20 protein-coding genes are annotated in these 23,344 nt (G+C 50.1%); 10 read left to right on the top strand and 10 right to left on the bottom strand.

What is annotated here, in order from left to right:
- Positions 1–216: 216 nt before the first annotated feature.
- The 5 genes from V7P87_RS05490 to V7P87_RS05510 all read right to left on the bottom strand — a co-directional run bounded on the left by V7P87_RS05490 (position 217) and on the right by V7P87_RS05510 (position 7,986).
- Positions 217–1,965, bottom strand: coding sequence for a DEAD/DEAH box helicase (locus V7P87_RS05490; protein ID WP_333796528.1), 1,749 nt, complete (start codon positions 1,963–1,965; stop codon positions 217–219).
- A 117-nt stretch (positions 1,966–2,082) separates the two neighbouring features.
- Positions 2,083–2,331, bottom strand: coding sequence for a DUF3862 domain-containing protein (locus V7P87_RS05495; RefSeq protein ID WP_333796529.1), 249 nt, complete (start codon positions 2,329–2,331; stop codon positions 2,083–2,085).
- Between the two features lie 21 nt (positions 2,332–2,352).
- Positions 2,353–3,531 carry a CsiV family protein gene (locus V7P87_RS05500; protein ID WP_333796530.1) on the bottom strand — a complete coding sequence of 393 codons (1,179 nt, stop codon included), beginning with the start codon at positions 3,529–3,531 and terminating at the stop codon, positions 2,353–2,355.
- A gap of 91 nt (positions 3,532–3,622) precedes the next feature.
- A complete protein-coding gene (gene mfd, locus V7P87_RS05505; RefSeq protein ID WP_333796531.1) occupies positions 3,623–7,105 on the bottom strand; it encodes a transcription-repair coupling factor in 3,483 nt (1,160 codons plus the stop codon).
- Positions 7,106–7,329: 224 nt separating this feature from the next.
- On the bottom strand, positions 7,330–7,986 hold the full coding sequence (locus V7P87_RS05510) for a PilZ domain-containing protein (RefSeq protein WP_333796532.1): 657 nt from the start codon (positions 7,984–7,986) through the stop codon (positions 7,330–7,332).
- Positions 7,987–8,079: 93 nt separating this feature from the next.
- Between V7P87_RS05510 and V7P87_RS05515 the strand changes: the two genes are divergently transcribed.
- Genes V7P87_RS05515 through V7P87_RS05525 form a run of 3 tightly spaced genes read left to right on the top strand, consistent with a single transcriptional unit; the run spans position 8,080 to position 11,188 of the window.
- The gene (locus V7P87_RS05515) at positions 8,080–9,279 is read left to right on the top strand and encodes a lipoprotein-releasing ABC transporter permease subunit (protein ID WP_333796533.1); all 1,200 of its coding nucleotides are present in this window, start codon (positions 8,080–8,082) and stop codon (positions 9,277–9,279) included.
- Between the two features lie 3 nt (positions 9,280–9,282).
- Complete coding sequence (lolD, locus tag V7P87_RS05520) at positions 9,283–9,957, top strand: lipoprotein-releasing ABC transporter ATP-binding protein LolD (RefSeq protein ID WP_333796534.1); 675 nt, start codon at positions 9,283–9,285, stop codon at positions 9,955–9,957.
- Positions 9,950–11,188: a lipoprotein-releasing ABC transporter permease subunit gene (locus V7P87_RS05525; RefSeq protein WP_333796535.1), complete on the top strand. Its 1,239-nt coding sequence runs from the start codon at positions 9,950–9,952 to the stop codon at positions 11,186–11,188. Before lolD ends, V7P87_RS05525 begins: the two co-directional genes overlap by 8 nt.
- 9 nt (positions 11,189–11,197) lie before the next feature.
- Here the strand turns inward: V7P87_RS05525 and V7P87_RS05530 are convergent, their stop codons facing one another.
- A complete protein-coding gene (locus tag V7P87_RS05530) occupies positions 11,198–11,710 on the bottom strand; it encodes a DUF2062 domain-containing protein (protein ID WP_333796536.1) in 513 nt (170 codons plus the stop codon).
- A 74-nt stretch (positions 11,711–11,784) separates the two neighbouring features.
- Positions 11,785–12,330 carry a DUF2062 domain-containing protein gene (locus V7P87_RS05535; RefSeq protein ID WP_333796537.1) on the bottom strand — a complete coding sequence of 182 codons (546 nt, stop codon included), beginning with the start codon at positions 12,328–12,330 and terminating at the stop codon, positions 11,785–11,787.
- Between the two features lie 37 nt (positions 12,331–12,367).
- Between V7P87_RS05535 and V7P87_RS05540 the strand changes: the two genes are divergently transcribed.
- From V7P87_RS05540 to tcdA, 7 genes are read left to right on the top strand one after another with little or no spacing between them, the layout of a single operon-like run.
- Positions 12,368–14,638: a DNA internalization-related competence protein ComEC/Rec2 gene (locus V7P87_RS05540; protein WP_333796581.1), complete on the top strand. Its 2,271-nt coding sequence runs from the start codon at positions 12,368–12,370 to the stop codon at positions 14,636–14,638.
- 33 nt (positions 14,639–14,671) lie between these two features.
- Complete coding sequence (gene msbA, locus V7P87_RS05545; protein WP_333796538.1) at positions 14,672–16,420, top strand: lipid A export permease/ATP-binding protein MsbA; 1,749 nt, start codon at positions 14,672–14,674, stop codon at positions 16,418–16,420.
- Complete coding sequence (gene lpxK / locus V7P87_RS05550) at positions 16,417–17,400, top strand: tetraacyldisaccharide 4'-kinase (protein ID WP_333796539.1); 984 nt, start codon at positions 16,417–16,419, stop codon at positions 17,398–17,400. The genes msbA and lpxK overlap by 4 nt, the downstream gene beginning before the upstream one ends.
- A complete protein-coding gene (locus V7P87_RS05555; RefSeq protein WP_333796540.1) occupies positions 17,390–17,587 on the top strand; it encodes a Trm112 family protein in 198 nt (65 codons plus the stop codon). The genes lpxK and V7P87_RS05555 overlap by 11 nt, the downstream gene beginning before the upstream one ends.
- Positions 17,575–18,330 (top strand): 3-deoxy-manno-octulosonate cytidylyltransferase, encoded by a 756-nt coding sequence (kdsB, locus tag V7P87_RS05560; protein ID WP_333796541.1) that lies wholly within the window; start codon positions 17,575–17,577, stop codon positions 18,328–18,330. Before V7P87_RS05555 ends, kdsB begins: the two co-directional genes overlap by 13 nt.
- The gene (locus V7P87_RS05565) at positions 18,327–19,154 is read left to right on the top strand and encodes a pseudouridine synthase (RefSeq protein WP_333796542.1); all 828 of its coding nucleotides are present in this window, start codon (positions 18,327–18,329) and stop codon (positions 19,152–19,154) included. Before kdsB ends, V7P87_RS05565 begins: the two co-directional genes overlap by 4 nt.
- 42 nt (positions 19,155–19,196) lie before the next feature.
- Positions 19,197–20,048 (top strand): tRNA cyclic N6-threonylcarbamoyladenosine(37) synthase TcdA, encoded by an 852-nt coding sequence (gene tcdA, locus V7P87_RS05570; protein ID WP_333796543.1) that lies wholly within the window; start codon positions 19,197–19,199, stop codon positions 20,046–20,048.
- Between the two features lie 68 nt (positions 20,049–20,116).
- On the opposite strand, the gene V7P87_RS05575 is transcribed toward tcdA, so the two are convergent.
- The 3 genes from V7P87_RS05575 to gltA form a co-directional block, all read right to left on the bottom strand.
- On the bottom strand, positions 20,117–20,569 hold the full coding sequence (locus tag V7P87_RS05575; protein WP_296299541.1) for a SufE family protein: 453 nt from the start codon (positions 20,567–20,569) through the stop codon (positions 20,117–20,119).
- Positions 20,566–21,777: an aminotransferase class V-fold PLP-dependent enzyme gene (locus V7P87_RS05580; protein ID WP_333796544.1), complete on the bottom strand. Its 1,212-nt coding sequence runs from the start codon at positions 21,775–21,777 to the stop codon at positions 20,566–20,568. Before V7P87_RS05580 ends, V7P87_RS05575 begins: the two co-directional genes overlap by 4 nt.
- A gap of 175 nt (positions 21,778–21,952) precedes the next feature.
- Entirely contained in the window at positions 21,953–23,239 is a 1,287-nt protein-coding gene (gltA, locus tag V7P87_RS05585; RefSeq protein WP_333796545.1) for a citrate synthase, read from the bottom strand.
- Between the last annotated feature and the right edge of the window lie 105 nt (positions 23,240–23,344).

A 23,344-nucleotide genomic window follows, 5' to 3' on the forward strand; every position in this document is an offset into this window, starting at 1 on the left:
TGTCGGGTTGCGGCGGTACGCCGGGCTTGGGTTGTTGGGCAAAAAACCAATCACCTGACAACATGCGGTGTTCCTTCACTGCTGATAGGGAGTTTCATTTTTGCTTAACTGCTGGCCATTGTAAAGCAATGCTTTGGTGATTAATTTTTAAAAACAACACTTTGCAACCAGCTGTCAGTCCGATGCAGATTATTGTTCCGTGGTGGCTGGCTAAGCTTAGCTGTCGGCATTTGTTGTAGCGCTTAAATTAAATAATTTGTCCCTGAGTCGCCAGAAACGACCGTCTTTACGGGCTATCACAGCTGAGGGCGGCTGTAATCTGTGCTGCTGCGCCACAATGGCTTTGACTGAGCTGGTATCAAAAGGGCGGTGGCGGTCGGTTAAATGCGGGGGCACAAAGATACGGCCAAAACGCTGACGCTGTGCTTTGCTGGCCAGCGGCCAGAATTCATGCAGCTGTTGCCCCTGTGCATCAACATAACTGACTTTTAATCTGCTTTGTCCTTTGTGGTCCTGCTGGGCACTGCATGTCATTTCCACAGGATACAGGATCAGCGCATCTTTAAGCTTTAATGCTTCCTGCAGTTTTTTATCCGGGTCAACCAGCACCGTCTGGCATTGGGTACAAAACCTGGCGGCAATATCCTGATCGGAGCCACATTCAGGGCAAAATTTGGCTTTAAAACGATACCCACAAGGCTGAATATGCTGTAAGTCGCTGCGATCAAAACCCTGACAACGGCGGCCATAATGTTCCAGCACCAGACCATTCACATCGGTTTTGCCCCAGAAGCTGTTGGCAAAATTGCACAGCGGGCAGGGCACAGTCACCAGTTCGGCGCCAGACACAGGTGGCGGAGTGCCCACCTCAGGTAAATGTAAGTCGTACATATTGCCGGCGTAATCCAGTACCAGACAATCACTTTTACCCGGTGATAACCTTAAACCACGGCCAACTATTTGCTGGTACAGGCTGACTGATTCAGTCGGGCGCAAAATGGCAATGAGATCAACATGAGGTGCGTCAAAACCTGTGGTCAATACGGCTACGTTCACCAGATATTTCAGCTGTTGCTGTTTAAAAGCCTGAATAATAGCCTGGCGTTCACTGGCTGGTGTGGACGCTAAAATAAGCGCTGCCTGATCCGCAGGCAAATAGGACAACACTTCACGGGCATGCTGACTGGTGGCGGCAAAAACCATCACACCTTTGCGATCTTTGGCGTAATGTTTCACCTGTTCAATAATTTGTGGTGTAACCCTTTTTGCGCTGTTGATCACAGCGGCTAGTTCTTCTTCACGAAAATAACCTGCAGCTGTTGGTTTTAAACCGGAAAAATCGTAACTCAGAAGTGGGGCATCCAGCACAGTCGCCGGGGTTAAATACTGCTGCTCCAGCAAATAACGCAATGGCAGCTCAAAAATGCAAAACTTAAAAAAGCGCGGCTCTTCAGTGCGCACCAAACCACGGCTATGGTACTGATAAATAAAACCCTGACCCAGACGGTAGGGCGTTGCTGTTAAACCAAGAATTTTAATACCGGGGTTTTGCTCACGCAGGTGGTTGATCACCTGGCGATAACTGCTGTTGTCGTCATCCGGGACCCTGTGACATTCGTCAATCACCAGCAGGCTAAAACTGGCGCAAAAATCGCTGAGATTACGCGCCACTGACTGAATAGAAGCGAACACCACCTGACTGGTGGTTTCTTTACGACCCAAACCCGCGGCGTAGATACTAGCGGTCAGGCCATATTGCTGATATTTCTGATGATTTTGCTCAACCAGCTCTTTGACATGAGCCAGTACCAGCACGCGGCCACGGGCAATACGCGCAAGCTCAGCAATCACCAGACTTTTGCCGGCTCCTGTGGGCAGCACCACCACTGCGGGCTCGGCATGGGCGCGAAAATAGTGCAACACCGCCTGTACAGTTTGTTGCTGATAATCCCGCAGCTGATACATCACAACCCTGATTATTTGCTGGTTTTGATAGATAAGGAGCCGGTACGGCCCCCATATTTTGCACAAGGCTGGTTGTTACAACGCTTGTTATGTAACAGCTTGTGCTAATTAAGCTTGTTAGTTCAGACCTTTATGGCTAAATAACATGGCTTTTTCGGCCAGAAAGGCTGCTTTAATCTGTTTGTTGTCATCGCCCCACAGGCAGGTGCGGGTGCCAAGTGCTTCTTCACAGCTGGCCGGCTCACCAATAATGGCCGTGACTTCGTTATAACTCATACCGGTTTTTAACTGTTGGTAGTTGTCCATCGATAATTTGCTGCAAGCTGCCAGGCTCAGCAGCAATGCGGCGGTGATTATTTTTTTCATCAGAACTCCTTGCTTGATAATTTAACGGCTGATCAATGACGTACTTGCAGCGCCAGCCGAAGGGGGCGTAAAACGACGGATTTGTAGTACCAGTCCTAGATGTGGATGATCCAGATAATGGATATTACCAATCAGCAACCGGCTTTGGTCTTTACTGTAGAAAGTTTGCAGCCTCTGGCCATCGGCCGACATTTTGCGCAGGTTAAATTCAGTTTCAGCAAATAACATCCGCTCACTGTAAAGCCGCACTAAACCATCCAGTTGCCAGACGGCGCCAGAGGCCTGCTGCACTCTGCTGTCGGCACTGAGCGGCAGTTTCGGCTCGGCAATCAGTTGCTGCTCCAGTCTGCTGATATCAGAAAGCAAACGCAGCTCCGGGCTTTGGCTGAGATCGGGCTGCTCTGTGGCGGCACGGCCAGCATAATCAAAAGCCGGGGCAAAGTTGCGTCCGCCAAACCAGCGGCTTGGTACCGACTGACGTTTGCTGCCAAGTTGCTGGCGCCACACAGTGTGCAGCAGCAGCTGATGACCGGCGCGGTGTTTCAGCTGATAAGCAAGGTCGGTCAGCGCCAATGCTGTTTCGGGCGCAAGATAAGCGCTGCTCTGATGTTGTTCACTGCCAGCCGGCGTTAAAGGCACTGCTTGTGGGGATGCCAAAAGTGGCGCGCTCATCAGCTGATAATCCGGGTGTTTCAGTGTGGTTGCATAATGTGACTGCGGTGCCAGTGGACAAAGCTGTGGCAACAAAGCCGGATGAAAGTCAAAAGCACTGAGGCTCTGGCGAAAGCTGAATTCGGCAAGTTGTGCCTGTTCAGCGACAAAAACTGGTGTGGCAAACACGGCAAGGTCAAGCTGCAGCATAGGGTCGTTGTTTAAAACAGGCGCTGTGGTAAAGGTTGGCTTTACAGCAGGTGCAACACCCCGTTTAAAGCCAGATGCAGAGCCGCTGCAGCCAGGCAAAGCTGTAGCCAAGGCGGTTAAATCGGGCTGATACAAAGGGCTTAATAAATCCAGCGCCCCAGCTGTGCTGATAGGCGTCACTTGAGCCGGAAACTTTTCCAATAAAGGTTGGATATCACTGCGGCTAAAAGCCAGCAGCTCAATTTCAAACCATGAGCTTTCAATACTCTGGGCTTTAGATGCAGGTGTTGTCAGCACGACGCTCAGCAACACAAAGCTAAAAAGCACAAGTTTTTTCATTGATCTAATGTCCACTTCAGATTGTTGGATGGCCTGGCGCCGGCATTTGCAGAGTATCGGCACCCTATGTAGTCATTTTAAGCTCTGGCCATTAACGGCCTGTTGCCTGAGTGCCTTTATGCTGCATATCCGCAAGCATGGCCCTGACCAGCTCCAGTCGTTCCTGACTGTTATTGCTGGCAATACTGAATTTCAGTTTATTGCCGCCTTCAAGCTTATAAATCCGCGACTGACTTTGGATAAGGCCGATAATATAACCAGGCTGCACCAGAGTTCGTTCGGCAAATTCAATGCTGCCGCCTTTCGGGTTCACTTCCAGCCGTTTTATACCTAGGGCCTGTGCCTGCTGTTTAAAGCCAGTGATGGTCACCAGGTTTTTTGCGGCGTCCGGCAATAACCCAAAACGGTCTATCAGTTCGACCTGAATTTCGTCCAGTTCGTCGCGGTCGCGGCTGCTGGCCAGTCGTTTGTAGAATGATAACCTTAAGCTGACATCCGGAATATAACTATCCGGCAGTAAAGCAGGAATTTTCAGATCAAGTTCTGCCTGACTGCTCAGCATGCTATCCAGACTCGGCTCACGGCCTTCTTTCAGTGCCTGTACTGCTTCTTCCAGCATTTCCATATACAGGGTAAAACCAATGGATTCAATCTGGCCACTTTGATCATCGCCCAACAACTCACCGGCACCGCGGATCTCCAGATCGTGACTGGCCAGCGCAAAACCAGCGCCTAAATCTTCCAGTGCGGAAATAGCTTCCAGCCGTTTTTGTGCATCCGGGGTGAGTCTTTTTGGCGGTGGTGTTAACAAATAAGCATAAGCCTGATGGTGTGAACGACCAACCCGGCCCCTTAACTGGTGCAACTGTGCCAGGCCAAAGTTATCTGCCCGCTGAATAATAATGGTATTGGCTGTGGGGACGTCTATGCCGGTTTCAATAATGGTGGAGCACAACAGCAGATTAAAACGCTGATGGTAAAAGTCCGCCATAATACGTTCCAGCTCCCGCTCCGGCATCTGACCGTGGGCTATGCCTATCAAAGCTTCCGGCAATAACTCCGCTAAATCGGCCGCGGTTTTTTCAATACTGGCCACGTCATTGTGCAGATAATACACCTGGCCGCCACGCATAATTTCCCGCAGCACCGCCTCGCGGATAAGACCTGGTTCGTTTTCGCGCACAAAGGTTTTCACTGCCAGCCGTTTGGCCGGCGGCGTGGCAATAATAGATAAATCGCGCATGCCGGATAACGACATATTTAAGGTGCGTGGAATAGGGGTGGCAGTCAGGGTCAGAATATCAATATTGGCCCTGAGCGCTTTGATTTTTTCTTTTTGGCGTACGCCAAAACGATGTTCTTCATCAACAATCAAAAGCCCCAGTTCACGGAATTTAATATCGTCCTGCAACAGCTTGTGGGTACCAATCAGAATGTCCACTTTGCCGGCTTCCACATCGGCCAGAATGGCTTTTTGCTCTTTGGCGCTGATAAAACGCGACAAGACTTCCACCCTGACTGGCCAGTTGGCAAAACGGTCACGGAAGTTTTCAAAATGTTGTTGTGCCAGCAAAGTGGTGGGGACCAGAATGGCCACCTGATGGCCGTCGTCAACAGCAACAAAAGCGGCGCGCATCGCCACTTCGGTTTTACCAAAACCCACATCACCACAGACTAACCTGTCCATCGCCTGCGGCTCTTGCATGTCTTTCAGTACTGCGGCTATCGCATCCTGCTGATCGGCGGTTTCTTCAAAGGGGAAACCGTCGGCAAATTTCTGGTAACTTTCTTCGTTAATTTTAAAGGCATAGCCTTTTTGTGACGCCCGCATGGCATACACATCTAAAAGTTCTGCCGCCACATCGCGGATTTTTTCTGCCGCTTTACGCCGTGCTTTTTCCCACTGATCATTACCAAGCTTATGTAAAGGCGCATGTTCAGCATCGGCGCCAGAATAGCGGCTCAGTAAATGTAAACTGGACACAGGCACATAAAGTTTGCTGCCGCCGGCATATTCAATGGTGACAAATTCGGCGCTGATACCAGCCGCTTCCAGCACCTGCAGCCCCTGATAACGGCCAACACCATGCTGCAGATGCACCACAGGACCGCCCGGGTTGAGCTCGGCGAGGTTACGGATAATAGTGTCGCTGGACACTTGCTGGCTGTGTTTACGTCTTCTGCGCTGGCGGATTTTTTGGCCGAATAACTCGTTTTCGCTGATGATGGCTATATTCACGCCATCTTTCAGCCAAACCCCTTGCTCCAGCGCGCCAATGGCAATGGCCACATCTTCGTGACTTTCGAGAAAATCAGAAAAACCGGCCACCTGCGGCAGTCGAATGCCTGCTTTTTGCAGCAGCTGCAATAAACTTTCGCGCCGGCCTTCAGATTCGACCCAAAACAGGCAGCGGCCTTGTTGTTGTTTTTGCGTCAGCACAAAATTGCGCAGCAAAGCCAATGGTTCTGCCAGCTGGTGATTGACTGTTAAATCAGGCAGCAATTCTGCCTTGAGGTTGCTGACCCCGGCTTTGGCCGGCAAGGTGGCCGCAGATAAGCGCAACCTGGGCCTGGTTTTCAGTTCAGCAAACAGCGCCTCAACCGGAAAATATAACTGGGTAGGTTTTAAAATAGGGCGCAATAAATCGATGGCCCTGTCCTGATAACGTCGCTCTACGTCCTGCCAGAAGCGCTGCGCCGCGGCTTCAATGTCACCAAATTGCAACACGACAGTGTCTGGCTGAAAATAACTTAACAAGGACACAGTTTCAGGCGCAAACAATGGCAGATAATATTCGATACCGGCCGGTAACAGGCCCTGACTCACCTGCTGATATAAAGACTCTTTTTCATTGCGCGCCGGAAACAGCTCGCGGTATCGGCTTCTGAAACGTTCAATTGCGGTTTTATCCAGCGGGAATTCGTGCGCCGGTAACAGCTCTACCTGGCTGACTTTGTCGACCGTTCTTTGATTGTCGGGGTCGAAGGTGCGTAAACCGTCTATTTCATCGTCAAGAAAATCAATACGATAAGGTAAAGTGCTGCCCATAGGGTAGAGGTCAAGTAAGGAGCCCCGCACCGAAAACTCACCATGCTCCATCACCTGATCCACCGCCCGGTAACCCACCTGCGCCAGCTGACGTTTTAACGCCGTTAAATCAAGGTTCTGGCCTTGTTTGAGCACCAGACTGTTTTGCTGCAGATGGCTTTGTTCACAGAGCCTGAGCATCAGGGTGCTGACCGGCACTATCACCAGCCCTTGTTTTAAAGCAGGCAGCTGATACAGAGTTCGCAGGCGCTGGGAAATAATATCCTGATGCGGAGAAAACACATCATAAGGCAGAGTCTCCCAGTCGGGGAAGGTATAAAGCTGACTGCTGTCGGCTAAAAATACCGCCAGTTCCTGCTCTATCCGAAGGGCAGATGGCGTATCGGGTACCAGCAACAAATACACGCCTTTTTGCTGCTGCAATAGTTCAGCCAGCACCAGGGGTAAGGCCGCCCCACACAAATTACCCAGTTGTTTGATGTCCTGCGGACCCGCAGGCAAAGGTAAGGATAAATTCAAACGCATAACAAACCCCGCGGCAGCTGCATGGTTACTGCAGAAAAAATGCCGTATTGATAAATAACCGCAAGGTAATCAAAGCCTTGCTGCTGATACTTTGGAAAAGTCAAAACTGCAGTTTTATCTGCAATGCTATTTGTTAATAACACCTGTGGCCTGCCTGGAGTAATAAGAGCAAAAGCAACTTGTCCTGCGTCAGCCTAACGCCTGGCTGATGAATAGGGCCGCAATTACAGCTTTCCTTCCTGAGTGCGTTGCTGTTCACGTTCCAGTGCTTTGCGTTTAAGTTGCCTGGATTGTTCATGCAGGCTGGCACGCACTAACACTTCACGGTCTTCATCGCGAATGCGGCTGACCGCAGCGCGCACTAGATAAGTTGGCACCCCGGCTGCTAGGGGCTGAGCTGCAGTATCTGTTGTTGCAGCCTGATAGGGTTCATTGTCAAGCACAGTTGCCAGGAAATACACGGCGCCGTCAGCACCATTTAAAAACAATTTGATTTCCAGCGTCTGGCCTTCCGGCAGCGGCGCTGTGGTTAAAAAATTCAGCGCTGAACCGCCAAAACTATGGGTGTGCTGACGATAATTGACATCGTCTTGTTGCATCAGCACATAACGCATCATCATATCGAGTTTTTTCGCCTGGGTTTTCAGATAAGCGGCCAGCTCTTCGGCCAGTTCGCCAAGCTTAGATAGCGCCTTGAGCGCCGAACGATCCAGTACCGCTTGCTCACTGGCCATTAAAAATGGCTCAGGGATCATCAATAAAAAATCGTCTTCATCAGGCAGCGGTTGTGGTAGTGGTCTGATATTGGCTTGTACCGACTGCTCTATCGAAAAATAGTCGTGGTATTGCACACGCAGCTGCTCAAGTTGGGCCTTGTCCATCTTTAACCTCGGCAGGTGGCTTGTAAGCGCCACTGTTTATCTCTATGATCCCGCTACTTTATCATTATCATTCAATGAAGTCCTGAGAAAAGGATGCAGCTACCAATTCCACTTTTTATTGGTTTACGTTATAGCCAAAGCCGCAAAGGCCATGCGTTTTTGTCTTTTATTACGTTGTTTTCAGTCACCGGGATCTTTTTAGGTGTGATGGCACTGACGCTGGTCAGCTCGGTGATGAACGGTTTTGAAGGTGAACTGAAAAAACGTATTTTGGGGGTGCTGCCGCATCTGGTGGTGTCAACCGACATATTAACGCCGGAGTCCTGGCCTGAACTGTTAAAAGCTCAGGATCAAAGGGTGGTACAGGTCAGTCCTTTTGCCCAGTCCGAAGCCCTGATCCAATCCAGCAAACAATTAAGTGGCGCTCTATTACAAGGGGTGTCGGTCGATGCCTTACCTCAGTTTTTGCGTGACTCATTACAAATAGGCGACTGGCAGGAATTTGGCCAGAGCCGTTATCAGGTGATGTTGGGTTCAGCACTGGCCGACAAACTGCGGGTGCAGGTGGGGCAGAAAGTAAGGTTGTTGTTGCCATCAGGCGGCAGTTATACCCCTATGGGCTGGATGCCAAGGCAGCGGGTCTTTACTGTGGCCGGCATTTTTAACAGTGGCTCCGAAGTCGACAAAGTGGTGGCTGTGGTGCTTTTGGGCGATTTGCAAAAACTGGCCCCCAAACCAGAGCTTGAGTGGCGCATCAGCTTAAGTGATGCTTTTAGTTCAGTGGCGATAGCGCCAAAACTGACAATGCTGCCTGGTGTGAACCAGGTGGTGGATTGGCGGGTCAGCCATGGCAAGTTGTTTTCAGCTGTGGCCATGGAAAAAGCCATGATGTGGCTGATGCTGCTGCTGATAGTGGCAGTGGCGGCTTTTAATATCGTGTCGGCGCTGGTGATGATGGTCACCGACAAACAGCGGGAAGTGGCCATTTTAAAAACCCAGGGCATGACCAACAGTCAGTTGTTTCTGATATTTGCGGTGCAGGGCATGAGTCATGGCGTAGTAGGCGCTTTTGCCGGTGCTTTGGTGGGGGTGCTGCTGTGCTGGCAGTTAAACCCGCTGATGGCGCTGCTTGGCCTGCAACTGTTGCCCGGCATGGCCTTGCCTATTGATTTACAGCCATTGCAGCTGCTTTTTATTGTATTGTCGGCTTTAGCGTTAACGGCGCTGGCGGTGATTTATCCGGCCTGGCGTGCGGTGCAAATTGAACCTGCCGAAATTTTACGGGATGAATAACTGATGTTGCGTTGTATTGATATTTGTAAAAGTTACCGTGACGGCGCTCATGTCACACCAGTGCTGCATCAGGTAAATTTGTCGCTGCCAAGCCATCAGATGCTGGCTATTGTTGGCAGCTCAGGTTCAGGTAAAAGTACTTTATTACATATTCTCGGCACTTTAGATCTGCCCGACAGCGGCGAGTTGTGGCTGGCCAACCAAAATGTCGCCACTTTATCTTCGGCGCAAAAAGCCAAACTCAGGAATCAACAGCTGGGTTTTATTTACCAGTTTCACCACCTGCTGATGGATTTTACCGCTGTTGAAAACGTGATGATGCCGCTGCTTATTCGTGGTGAAAATAGCAAAAATGCCAAAGTACAGGCCGAACAGATGCTGGCAAGGGTTGGGCTTGGCCACAGGATCAGTCACAGGCCGGGTGAGCTCAGCGGCGGCGAAAGGCAAAGGGTAGCCATAGCCCGGGCTATGGTAGGTAAACCAGCGCTGGTGCTGGCCGACGAGCCGACAGGTAATCTGGATCATCAAACCGCAGAAAGCATTTATCAACTGATGCGCGAGCTGAATCAGGAGCTTGGCACCAGCTTTGTGGTGGTGACGCATGACCAGCAACTGGCAAAAAGGTTAGATCGGCAGCTGTTTATGCAAGATGGCCGTTTAGGTGAACTTCGTGGCTAGTTTATCCTGGCAACTGGCGCGCCGTTATCGCCATACCCGCAACAGTAGCGCTTTTATCCGCTTTATTTCGGCGTCTTCCACTTGGGGCATAGGCCTAGGTGTGGCCATTCTGATTTTGGCTTTGTCGGTGATGAATGGTTTTGAAGCGGCACTAAAAAACAAATTATTGTCGGTGATCCCACATGTGGAATTGCTGGCCGTGGATCAACCCATCAAGCAATGGCAACCCAAGCTACAGCAACTGGTTAAAACACCTGGCGTGGTGGCGGGGGCACCTTTTATTCAATCCGACGGCATGTTGCGTTTGGGCAGCAAAGTAAAAGCAGCGTCGGTACGCGGTATTCACCCACAATTTGAACATGGTATCAGCCGGCTCGGTGATTTTATTCAGCAAGGTGAGCTCAGTCGGCTTGGCGCCAGTCAGATAGTACTGGGGCAGGGCATTGCCACTGAATTGTCAGCCAAAGTTGGCGATACGGTGCAGTTGATGTTGCCGCAACTATCTGAACAAGGCGAGCTCGCCAGTCAGAAAAACGTCAGTTTGGAAGTGGTGGCCATTGCCGGTATTGGTGGTCAGCTGGATTATCAGCAAGTTTGGGTGGATCTGGATGCACTGGGTGAATGGTTAAGCTTGTCGCCAGGGCAAGTGGAAGGTTTTGCTTTTAAAATTCAGGATATTTTTCAAGCCGGTAATATAGCGCGCGAACTTGGCAATCAGGCCGAAGATTATGTCTATATGCTGGATTGGTTTCGCACCCAGGGTCACTTGTATCAGGACATTCAGATGGTCCGCAGCATTTTGTATCTGGTGCTGGCGCTGGTGATAGCCGTGGCTTGTTTTAACATAGTGGCCACTTTAGTGATGGCGGTGCGGGAAAAAGAGAGTGACATTGCTATTTTGCTGACCATGGGCACAGAGCCTGGGGTGATAGTGCGCGCTTTTATGTGGTTAGGCTGGCTCAATGGTGTTAAAGGCACTGTGATGGGCGCTTTGGTTGGTATTATTCTGGCCTGGCAAATTGAACATATCTATGCCGTGGCTGGAAAGTTGTTTGGCTTACAGCTGTTAGATCCCACCATTTATTTTATTGATTATTTACCCTCTGAACTGCATGTCCAGGATGTGCTGTTGACGGTCGGTGTGGCCTTGTTGTTAAGCCTGATGGCCACTTTGTATCCGGCGTCCCGTGCAGCTTATGTGGATCCCGCCCGGGTGCTGGGGCAACGTTAATAATGCCGCTTAATGCCTGTGGGCTCTTGCAGCCCAACGCTTTTTCAGACGTATCCGCCAACAAAAATCCAGCAGCAGTGCGCCTGCTAATCCGAGCAATAAGCCCAGACTGATACTGCCCAGCAACAGCGGCAGGCCAATGTCGGAGAGCTGTGTCCATAACCACTGGCTACTGAGTTCAAACTCCAGCTGTTTGGCTGTTGTTCCAAGCATCCAGCTGCCAAGCTTGTAACCTGCATAAAAAATCGGCGCTATGGTCATTGGGTTATTCAGCCACACCAGCGCGATAGTCAGCGGCAAATGGCCACGCAACCAAATAGCAAAAAAAGCCGCCAATAACATTTGCACCGGAATGGGCAGCATGGCACAGAATAAACCCACAGCAACGGCTGCTCGGGCAGAGCGTCGGGACAAATGCCACAACGACGGACATTGCAGCGCCGGGCCAAAGCGTTGTAACGACGGATGTTGCTGCAGTGTGCTGCTGTCGGGAATAAAAGATTTATACCAGGGTTTTGCCATCAACAGGCTCTTTATCTGCAAAGGTGCAGTGCATGTTCAGACAAGCAGGCACCTGGCCTGCTTGTACCAGATCTTCAGGATTTATCTGTTTTGTTTGCTCTTTTTTCTAAGCGTTGTTCGGCTCTTTTACGCCAGGCTCTGGCTACACCCAGACGCCAGAACGCATCAATAGTGAACCAGGACAAGGCCGAGACAAAAGCAGCAAAAATCAGACTGCCAATTAAAAAAGGTTTACCGACCGTATTGATACTCTCAATCAGCCATTCGGTGGTTACTTCAAAATGAATATCGTGTGGTGGTTGTCCTAGTACAAATGTTCCAATGTTGTAACAAATGTAAAAAATTGGTGCCATAGTAAAGGGGTTGGTTACCCAGCACAACGCCACTGCAATAGGAATATTGACCCGGAATAAAATGGCCAGTGCTGCCGCCAATACAGTCTGGCCCGGCATTGGCATCAGGGCGGCAAATAAACCGGCGGCAAAAGCCCCCCGCGCCGAGCGGCGGTGCAGATGCCATAAGTTACCGTCGTGCAGCAGCTTGCCAAAAATCTGCATCGATTGATGGTTTTTGATCGAATCCGGATCTGGTAAGTATTTTTTTATAAAGTTTTTAGCCATTACAACTTTGTTACCAAATTAGTTACCAACTATGAAGATGGAATCATGCTGTGTTGGGATCCTGGCAGGAAGCTTTACTGCTTTGTTGTTACCTGCGATCCCTGACTGGTACTGGCCCTTGAGCCTGTTGTTCATTTGCGTCCTGCTTCGCTGCTCGTTTGGCGCAGGCCTGTGCCTTTATCTTGCCAGTCTGAGTATTCAGCTGCAGCAGTACAGCACGACCAGTCAGCAGGTGCTGGCGCAGCATAGCACAATAGTGGCCGGAACTGTCGTCAGTATTCCACAGCACTATGACGGAGGCAGCAGGTTTATATTACAGCTCAGTGAAACTGTAAAGGATAAAGCACAACCTGGTGCGGGCGCTTTGTTGCAGGTGCGCTGGTTTCAGGTGCCGGTGAAGTTGCAACAAGGGCAACGCTGGCAACTTCCGGTAAAACTCAAAACTATCAGGGGGTTAGCTAATCCAGGTGGCGGCGTGGCTGAAGCTCAGGCCTTAGTATCCGGTCTGGTGGCGCAGGCAACGGTACAATCCTCGGAGAATTTGATTGAACTGAAGTTACTTGACGCAGAAATTTCGTGGCGTCAACGACTGTTTAATCAGCTGGAGGTTGAGCTTAACGATTATTCAGGCAAAGCGCTGATGTTGGCGCTGACGCTGGGTGAGCGGCCTTTTAGCGACGAGTTATGGCTTGGGCTGCAGGCGACCGGCCTTGGTCATCTGATTTCGATTTCCGGTATGCATATAGCATTGGTGTTTGGCTGGGTGCTGCTCAGTCAGCGCGCCTGGGCTATGCTTGCACACGGCTTATGGTGGCGCTTTAGTCTGGCACTTGGTACAGCACTGGCTGCCGCCTGGCTTTATAGTGCTATGGCAGGTTATGCAGTGCCGACAGTACGGGCTTTAGTAGCGCTGGTACTCTTGGTGCTGCTGAAATTATGTTGGCGGCGCAGTTCCGGCCGACAGTTTTGTCTGTTGGTGGCGGCGCTGTTGTTGCTGTTGCAACCATTCTGGTTGTTAAGCCTGAGTTTTTGGCTGTCGGTACTGGCGGTAGCGCTGGTGTTTTATCTGGGCTGGCGTTATCCGCCGGCAACAGGGGGTAGGGCCAAGTTGCTGGCCTTTTTACGGTATCAGCTGATTTTTTCGCTGTTGATGCTGCCACTTGGCTTATTGTTTTTTCAAGGGGTTGCTCCCTTGTCATTATTGTCGAATCTACTGTTTGTGCCCTGGTGCAGTTTGCTAGTGATCCCGTTGTTGCTGCTGGTGTTTTTTCTACAATGTTTCAGTCCCTGGCCGCTCACGCTGTTATGGCAGCTGTTGGATGTGTTGTTGCAACCTTTGCTGCGCTGGTTATTGTACTGTGCAGAGGCCAACTGGTGGTGGAGTCTGCCTCAAGCCGGATTTTTGTTGACTTTGCTGCTGATGGCCGCTCTTTTGTTAGTGCTGCTGCCGGGAAAAAGCCGCAACTTGCCGCTGTTGATAGTGTTGTCTTTGCCACTGTTACTAACGATAACACTTAAATCTGAAGCGCAATTACATCTGATTGATGTCGGGCAGGGCACCGCCATTTTATTGCAGCAGGGCGAACATGGTTTGCTGTACGATTTTGGCCCACGTTATGGCAGTTACAGCGCCACTGAAGCTGCGGTGCTGCCTTATCTGCGTTATCAGGGGGTGCGAAAACTGGATTATTTGATCCTGAGCCATAATGACAGTGACCACAGCGGGCATCTGGCACTGTTACGCCGCGCCTATCCCGACGCCAAACTGGTGACAGATGTGGGCTCTTTGCATCCGGATCTTAACTGCCGGCAGTTGCCAGCGGCCTGGCAGCAGTTTTCGCTCCAGGTACTCTGGCCGCCCGGGCCCGCTGCTGCTGATATAAAAAATGATCAATCCTGTGTGCTCAGGCTCGCTATTCAGGAGTGGGCTGTGCTGCTGACCGGGGATATCAGCGGCGCAACTGAACAACAACTGATAAAGCACCAGCCGCGGCTCGATGCTGATGTGCTGCTGTTGTCGCACCATGGCAGCAAAAGCTCAAATCACTTGACGTTTTTACAGCAGGTTAAACCAAAACTTGCACTGAATAGCGCAGGCTTTGCTAATCCTTATAAGCATCCGTCCGATGAAGTGAAAGCTAGGTTGTCTTTATTACAAATTCCGCTTTATAACAGCGCCGACAGTGGTGCGATGTCGCTTCGTTTTAGTGATGATCAATTAGAGCTTCGGGCCATAAGGCCGGCTCGGCTGGTAAAATGGCTGGAAAATCTGCCCTTTGCTGCTGAAACCGCTGCAACAACAAGGTAGAATGCCAATGTCTTTCATTGTCAGGATGTTATTTTGTCTACTCAACACAGCTCTGCTTCGACCTTCCGGCGTCTGCTTGGTTATTTAAAACATTATCGGTTTGGTTTTGTGGTCGCCATTCTGGGCATGATTGGTTATGCCTCAGTAGATGTGTTTTTTCTGTCGCAGTTTGACCAGTTTATTGACCGTGGTATTACCCAGCGGGATATGGATTATCTGGCGCTGGCGCCTGTGGCTGTGATAGTGCTGTTTTTATTGCGTGGTGTGTTCCATTTTATCGCCAGTTATTGCCTGAATTGGTCGGGCACCCATATTGTCAAAGACTTACGCCAACAGTTGTTCGAAAAGATGCTGGCGTTGCCGGTCAGTTACCACGATCAGCACTCCACCGGCGAGCTGATTTCCCGTATTACCTATGATGCCGAACAAATTAAACAAGCCTCCAGTAAAGCCTTGGTGGTGCTTATTCACGAAGGGGCTTTTGTTATTGGCCTGCTGGCCTTGATGTTTTATAACAGCTGGCAGTTATCAGCAATTTTCCTGGTGATAGCACCTGTGATAGCGCTGATTGTGTCGCATGTATCCCGTCGTTTTCGTCAGATCAGTAACAATATGCAAGGTGCTATGGGGCAGGTAACGTCCAGTGCCGAGCAGATGCTGAACGGCCATAAAGTGATTTTATCTTTTGGTGGCAAAATTTTAGAAGCCAAACGTTTTGAAGAAGTGAATAACTCTAACCGCCGGCTGGATGTAAAGCTGGAAGCCACCCGCGCGCTCAGTGTGTCGGTGATTCAGGTGATTGCCTCTTTTGCGCTGGCTTTTGTGATTTATCTGGCCAGCTTTCCGGAAATGCTCGATACCTTAACACCCGGCATGTTTACCGAAATTATTACCTCTATGATGTTGTTGCTCAAACCCCTGAAACAACTGACCACAGTCAATAGCGATTTCCAAAAAGGCATGGCAGCTGCTGCAACTGTGTTTTCTGTACTGGATGAAACGCCGGAGCGTGACACCGGCACCAGGGAGCTGGACAGAGTGCAGGGCAATATTGAGTTTCGCAATCTGAGTTTTAATTACCCAGGCCATGACAAGCAGGTGCTTAAAGACATTAATTTTAGTGTGACCGCAGGCCAGACAGTAGCGTTGGTGGGCCGCTCCGGCAGTGGCAAAACCACGATTTCCAGTTTGTTGCCGCGTTTTTATGAAGTGGAGCAAGGTGAAATTCTGCTCGATGGCATCAATACCAAAGACTGTACTTTAGATTCGTTACGCCGTCAGATTGCCGTGGTGTCGCAGCATGTGGTGCTGTTTAATGACACTATTGCCAATAACATTGCGTATGGTTTTCAGGGGGAACTTACAAAAGAGCGTCTGCTGGATGTGGCGGAAAAAGCCCATGTGATGGAGTTTGCCGGTCAGATGCCCAAAGGGCTGGATACTGAAATTGGCGAAAATGGCGTGACTTTATCCGGTGGTCAGCGCCAGCGTATTGCCATTGCCCGTGCTTTATTACGCCAGTCACCTGTGCTGGTGCTGGATGAAGCTACTTCGGCTTTGGATACCGAATCTGAGCGCAAAATTCAGGCGGCGCTGGATGAACTGCTGAAAAACCGCACTAATCTGGTGATTGCACACCGTTTATCTACGATTGAAAATGCCGACCTTATTCTGGTGATGGATCAGGGCCAGATTGTTGAACGCGGCAGTCACAGTGAACTTCTGGCACAAAATGGCTATTACGCCAGTTTGTATAAGATGCAGTTTGGAGAAACTGCATGACAGCGCTGGAACGCAGCTGGTATCAGCCTTATGGCTGGAGCTGGTTGTTATGGCCCTTGAGTCTGCTGTTTGCGCTGATAAGCGGTATACGGCGGTTGCTGTTTAAAACCGGTGTACTCAAAACCAGCAAATTGCCGGTGCCTGTGGTGGTGGTGGGCAATATTTCGGTGGGCGGCACTGGTAAAACGCCCGTGACTTTGTGGTTGTGTGACTATCTGCGCCAGCAAGGCTGGAAACCCGGTATTGTCAGCCGCGGTTATGGCGTCAAAATCAAAGCGCCAAAGCTTGTTGAGCTGCAACAAGACAAGCCGTCAACCGTGGGTGATGAACCTTATTTGCTGGCGGGCCGAAGCGGCTGCCCTGTGGTGGTGTGTCCTGACAGAGTGGCGGCAGCACGTTATTTGCTCTCGCAAACTGACTGCAACATTATTGTGTCGGATGATGGCCTGCAACATTATGCGCTTTATCGCGACTTAGAAATTGTGCTGCTGGATGGCAGCCGTGGCCTGGGGAATGGTTTGTTATTGCCTGCCGGGCCTTTGCGGGAGGGGGCCTGGCGGCTCAAACAGGCGGATTTGGTGTTATCAAACAGCCTGCCAAATCACCACACCCCTTTTACTTTTGAGCTGCAGCCAGCCCAGGCCAGCGCTTTGCTGGATGAACAACAGAAACTTTTGCCTGGTGCTAAAGTGACGCTGGTCAGTGGCATTGGCAATCCACGCCGTTTTACCCGCAGTGCAGCCCAAATGGGGTATCACACCGATAAAGCACATTTTTTCCCGGATCATCATGCCTTTAGCGCAGCTGATCTGGATGGCCTCAAAGGCCCTTTATTAATGACGGAAAAAGATGCGGTGAAATGCCGGCCTTTTGCCAAAGCCGACTGGTTTTATTTACCTGTCAGTGCCCGTATCCCTCAGGCGGCGCAGGAATTACTTGCCGCCAAACTAACACAGCTGTGGAGTCGTTATGGCCTTTAATATTGCACTGTTAGACATTATTGCTTGTCCTTTATGTAAGGGCAGACTAAAGCTGGACAAACCTAATCAGCAGCTGATTTGCACTTTTGACCGGCTGGCTTACCCGATAAAACAGGATATCCCTGTGTTGTTAAGTTCAGAAAGCCGTGAACTCAGTGCGGCCGAGGTAGAACCATGGCTTTTGTAGTGGTGATCCCGGCGCGTTTTGCCAGCAGCAGACTACCGGGCAAACCACTGGCTGATATCGGCGGTAAACCGATGATCCAGTGGGTGTGGCAACAGGCACAGCAAAGTGGTGCCGCAGAGGTGGTGATTGCTACCGATGATGAGCGGGTGGCCAGCGTGGCTGCTGATTTTGGTGCCAAAGTGGTGATGACCAAAGCCAGCCATAATTCAGGGACTGAACGTCTTGCTGAAGTGGTGGATCTGCTGCAGTTGGCAACAGACACTGTGGTGGTCAATGTGCAGGGGGATGAGCCCTTTATTCCGCCAGAAATTATCCATCAGGTGGCAAACAATCTGGCGCAGCAAACAAAAGCGCGGATGGCCACTTTGTCTGTGCCCATTAGCGCACAACACGAAGTGGATAACCCCAATGTGGTGAAAGTGGTCACAGATAAAAACGGTTATGCGCTGTATTTCAGCCGCAGTGTAATGCCATTTGACCGCGACAAGGCGTATAGCGCCAAAACGGCACAAATTTACCGTCGTCATATTGGCATTTATGCCTATCGTGCGGGTTTTATTCAGGATTATGTCAGCTGGCCTGTGTCTGAACTTGAGCAGATCGAATGCCTGGAGCAGCTGCGGGTGTTGTGGCAGGGCGAAGCTATTCACGTGGCCGATGCCAGTGCAGTGCCGCCTGTAGGGGTTGATACTCCGGCTGATTTAGCCCATGCCAATCTGTATGCCAAAGAGTTGCTGGCGTGAGCGCACCTGCTTTTAACCTGGTGTTTAGCCACGATGATTTTGTGGTGCTGAATAAAGCTCCCGGCGTCAGTTTTCATTCTGAGCAGGGCGCTGGTTTGGTGGTACAAGCCGAACAAGCGCTTGGTTTTGCACTATACCCGGTCCACCGGCTGGATAAAGTCACCTCAGGGCTGATTCTATTTGCCCGCAGTCCTCAGGCTGCAGCCAGATTATCAGCGTTATTTCAGACACAGCAGATGCAAAAATTTTATCTGGCGCTAAGTGGTGGCAAAGTGCAAAAAAAGCAAGGCTGGGTCAAAGGCGATATGGCACCCGCCAGGCGGGGGGCTTATAAACTGCTGACCAGTCAGCAAAATCCGGCGGTCAGTTATTTTATCTCGGCGGGTTTTGCCAATGTGTCCGCTGCCGAAGATAAGAGGCAAAGCTGCATTGCTGATACGGTTCCTGCCGGCATCAGGCTTTATCTGATTAAACCTTTTAGCGGCAAAACCCATCAGATCAGGGTGGCGCTCAAGTCAGTGTCCGCCCCTATTTTGGGTGACGAGTTGTACCAGGCAGCAGCGGCCGACCGGGTGTATCTGCATGCTTATGCCTTGTGTTTTAAAGATGGCGGCACCGAGTGGCAATTTGTGCAAAGGCCGGATGCCGGGCATTATTTTTTAACCGAAGCTGTGCAACAACAGTTGGAAATTTGGGATAAACCCTGGCAGTTAAGCTGGCCACAGTATCAAATGCCAGAGGTAAAAAAGCTCTCCGGCATACAGAGTCATTCATTCAGTCAGCCGGATTTTTGTTCTGAAAACATCACTCTGGATGAAGTTTAACCGCAACCAAAAGCGGAATTTTTAAGGTGTAAAACACAACAGATGTCAGATTATTTATTACGTTTTGCCGGTATTGGCCGTTTATATGGCGTCAAGGCGCTGGACGCTTTTGCTAAGGCCCATGTCTGTGTGGTGGGCATTGGTGGTGTGGGCAGCTGGGCGGCAGAAGCGCTGGCACGTTCAGGTATTGGCGAAATTACCTTAATTGATTTGGACGATATCTGTATCAGCAACGTCAACCGTCAGCTGCACGCACTCACAGACACTATCGGCCAGGATAAAGTAGCGGTGATGGCTGAACGCATTTTGCAAATTAACCCATCTTGTGTGGTGCATCAGGTAACCGACTTTGTTGCCGCCGACAATTTGTTTGAATTAATGAGCAAAGACTTTAGTTATGTCATTGATGCCATTGATGCGATTAAGGCAAAAACAGCGCTGATAGCTCATTGTAAACGCAATAAAATTCCGCTGGTGACCATAGGTGGTGCCGGTGGTCAGACAGATCCAACCCAAATTCAGCTGGCGGATTTAAGCCAGACTATCAATGACCCGCTCCTTGCCAAAGTGCGCAATAACCTGCGCCGTGACTATAACTACAGCCGCAATGTCAAACGACGTTTTGGTATAGACGCTGTGTATTCGACCGAGCAGCTGACCTATCCGGCTGCCGATGGCACAGTTTGTCTGGCAAAACCTGAAGTGAGCGATGAACAACCAACCGCAATGCGGCTTGATTGCAGTGGTGGTTTTGGCGCTGTGACAGTCGTTACCGCCAGTTTTGCGTTTGTTGCAGTATCCAGAGTGCTTAGAAAGCTGGCTGATAAAGCTAATTTAGCGGCAAAAGAAGCGGCTTTGGCAGCCAAAAACGAATCTGTTACCCCAAACAGCTAGCGCAAAAATAATGTAACAACAATGGTTTGGCACTGTCTCGGCCGTGCCGCTGCTTCTGCTTTTTGGCGTCAGCTTGCTGCTTTGATTTGCTCAGCCATTTTATCAAGCACAGCCTGTAAACCATTTTGTCTGGATGGGCTGATATTCTGGTAAAGGCCAAGTGGCCTGAGCAAAGCAGTGAAGTCTATTTTTGCTAATTCAGTGTTAGACAAGCCGTTTAACTGACAAATGGCCAGTGCAACCAAACCTTTGACAACCCGGGCTTCACTATCAAAGGCCCAATAGTGTTTTTGTGTGATACCGTCGTATTGATGCAATAACCAGGCTTTGCTGTCGCAACCGGCAATCAATAACTCGTCACGCTGAAGATCGCTGCTAAATACCGGCAGTTGTTTGCCCAGATTCATCAAAATACGGTATTTGTTTTGCCAGTCGCTGCTTGCCGCAATGGCTGGCAGTTCGTGCTTTGCAATGGCGGTGTAGGGGGCTTTACTTTGCAAAATAAGCTCATGGGCAGTCATTGCAATAACTCCACTGTTTGTTCAAGTGCCTCTAGTGTGCGTTTTATGTCATGGCTGTTGTTATAGGCAGCCAGCGATAAACGTACAGCGCCTGACAGTTGCAGCGCCTGAAAGAGCGGCATAGCGCAGTGAGTACCGGCGCGCACCGCAATTTTTTGCTCGTTTAACAACGCGGCTACATCTGTTGGATGTTCACCTTTGATATTTAAAGCCAGAATACCGGCGTTATTTTGCTGTGGTGACAATAGTTGCAGGCCTTTGATAGCCTGGCATCCCAGATATAACTCAGTAAAAAGTTGTTGCTTGTGTGCTGTAAGTGCTGCGCTATCAAAGTTGTTTAACCAGCTGACCGCAGCTGCAAGGCCAATAGCTCCGGCAATATTAGGTGTACCTGCTTCCAGTTTGTAAGGCAGCTGGTTTAATGTGGTGCCGGTAAAACTCACGGTTTTAATCATTTCGCCGCCATAACACAGCGGTTTGAGCAGAGCTAACAGTTCGTAACGGCCATACAGCACACCAATGCCGGTGGGGCCGTAAAGTTTGTGGCCTGAGAATACGTAAAAGTCGGCGTCCAGTGCCTGCATATCCGGCCGCTGCCAGACGATACCCTGGGCACCGTCAATCACAGTGATGGCGCCTGCAGCTTTAGCCAGTTGTACCAGCTGTGCAACAGGCGCAATAGTGCCAAGCACATTGGATACTTCTGCCATCGCCACCACTTTGGGTTTAAGCTCAAGCAGCTTTTGAAATGCCGCAATATCGAGCTCAAGTTCATTCGTCAGTGGCACTACATCAATGAGCACGCCGTGCTGCTGACAATAAAATTGCCAGGGCACAATATTGGCATGATGTTCAAGGCAGGTTAACAGAATGCGATCGCCCGGTTTTAACACTGTGCCCATCAGGCCGCAAGCCAGTAGATTCAGCGCTGCTGTGGCGCCGCTGGTCCAGATAATTTCTTCTCTGCGTCTGACATTCAGCGCTTGCGCAACAGTGTCGCGGGCCTGTTCAAATAACTTAGTCGCCTCTTGGCTTAGCTGATGGGCGCCGCGATGGACGTTGCTGTTATGCTGTTGATAAAATTCAACTTCTGCTTTTATCACTGCATCGGGTTTATGCATGGTGGCGGCGCTGTCCAGATAAATCCAATCCGGATGCTGGCGAAAAAACGCAAATTCGGCGCGAAAGGCCTCAACATTAAAACTCAAAACACACCTGACAAGCCGTTATTCAAAGGCGGATTTTGCCTTGTTTTGCCTGATGCGGCAAGCTTGTCGCTGGTGATAATGAGCTATGAAAACGGACACAATGCTGTGACGGCAAAGCTTTAAAAAATCACAGACAAAAAAAGCGCCCGCAGGCGCTTTTTTCATCAAGCTTACTTTAACGCTTGGCAACTTCAACAAAATCACGGGCGGTATAACCTGTATACAGCTGACGTGGACGGCCAATTTTGTGGCCTTTGTCGGATAACATTTCGTCCCAGTGCGAGATCCAGCCAACAGTGCGGCTCATCGCAAAAATCACTGTGAACATGCTGGTTGGAATACCAATGGCTTTTAAAATAATGCCTGAGTAGAAATCGACGTTCGGATACAGTTTCTTCTCGATGAAGTATGGGTCTGACAGCGCAATACGCTCCAGCTCCATGGCCACATCCAGCAGTGGATCTTTGATATTCAGCTCTTTTAACACCTCGTGGCAGGTTTCACGCATCACTTTGGCGCGTGGGTCAAAGTTTTTATAAACACGGTGACCAAAACCCATCAGACGGAAAGAATCGTTTTTGTCTTTGGCGCGGGCCACAAACTCAGGAATACGGTCAACAGAACCAATTTCCTGCAGCATCACCAGACAAGCTTCGTTGGCACCACCGTGCGCAGGGCCCCATAACGACGCGATACCAGCGGCAATACAGGCATAAGGGTTAGCGCCTGAAGAACCGGCTAAACGCACTGTTGAGGTTGACGCGTTTTGTTCATGGTCCGCATGCAGCATAAAAATGCGATCCATGGCTTTGGCCAGGATAGGGCTGACTTTGTATTCTTCAGCTGGCACAGAGAACATCATATGCAGGAAGTTTTCGGCGTAGCTTAAGTCGTTACGCGGATATACAAATGGCTGACCAATGGTATATTTGTAAGCCATGGCTGCGATAGTCGGCAGCTTGGCAATTAAACGGTGAGCAGAACGTTTACGCTGCTCCGGGTCGTTCACATTTAAATCTGAGTGATAGAACGACGACATAGCGCCAACCACGCCACACAACATCGCCATAGGGTGCGCGTCAACGCGGAAACCCTGGAAGAATGATGCCAGTTTTTCGTGCACCATGGTGTGACGGGTGATCACGTGGGTGAAGTTGTCATATTGAGCCTTGGTTGGCAGCTCGCCTTCCAATAACAAATAACAGGTTTCCAGATAGTCCGACTTCACCGCCAGCTGCTCAATCGGGTAACCACGGTGTAATAACACGCCGTTGTCGCCGTCGATATAAGTGATTTTTGATTCACAAGAGCCTGTGGACATAAAGCCCGGATCGAAGGTGAAGTAACCATGCTGACCCAAGGCGCGTACGTCGATCACATCTGTGCCTGCCGTGCCCGAGTAAATTGGCAGTTCGATAGGCGCCAGGCCTTCGATATGCACGACAGCTTTTTTATCTGCCATTGGATTTCTCCTGTGTTGTTATTGGTTTAACCGGTAGGAATTCTTATTCTACCCGCAACTGGGGCATAAAAGTCAATTTTAATGCTTAACTGCACAATAAGTATT

The organism is Rheinheimera sp., assembly GCF_036782235.1.
Taxonomy (GTDB): Bacteria; Pseudomonadota; Gammaproteobacteria; order Enterobacterales; family Alteromonadaceae; genus Pararheinheimera.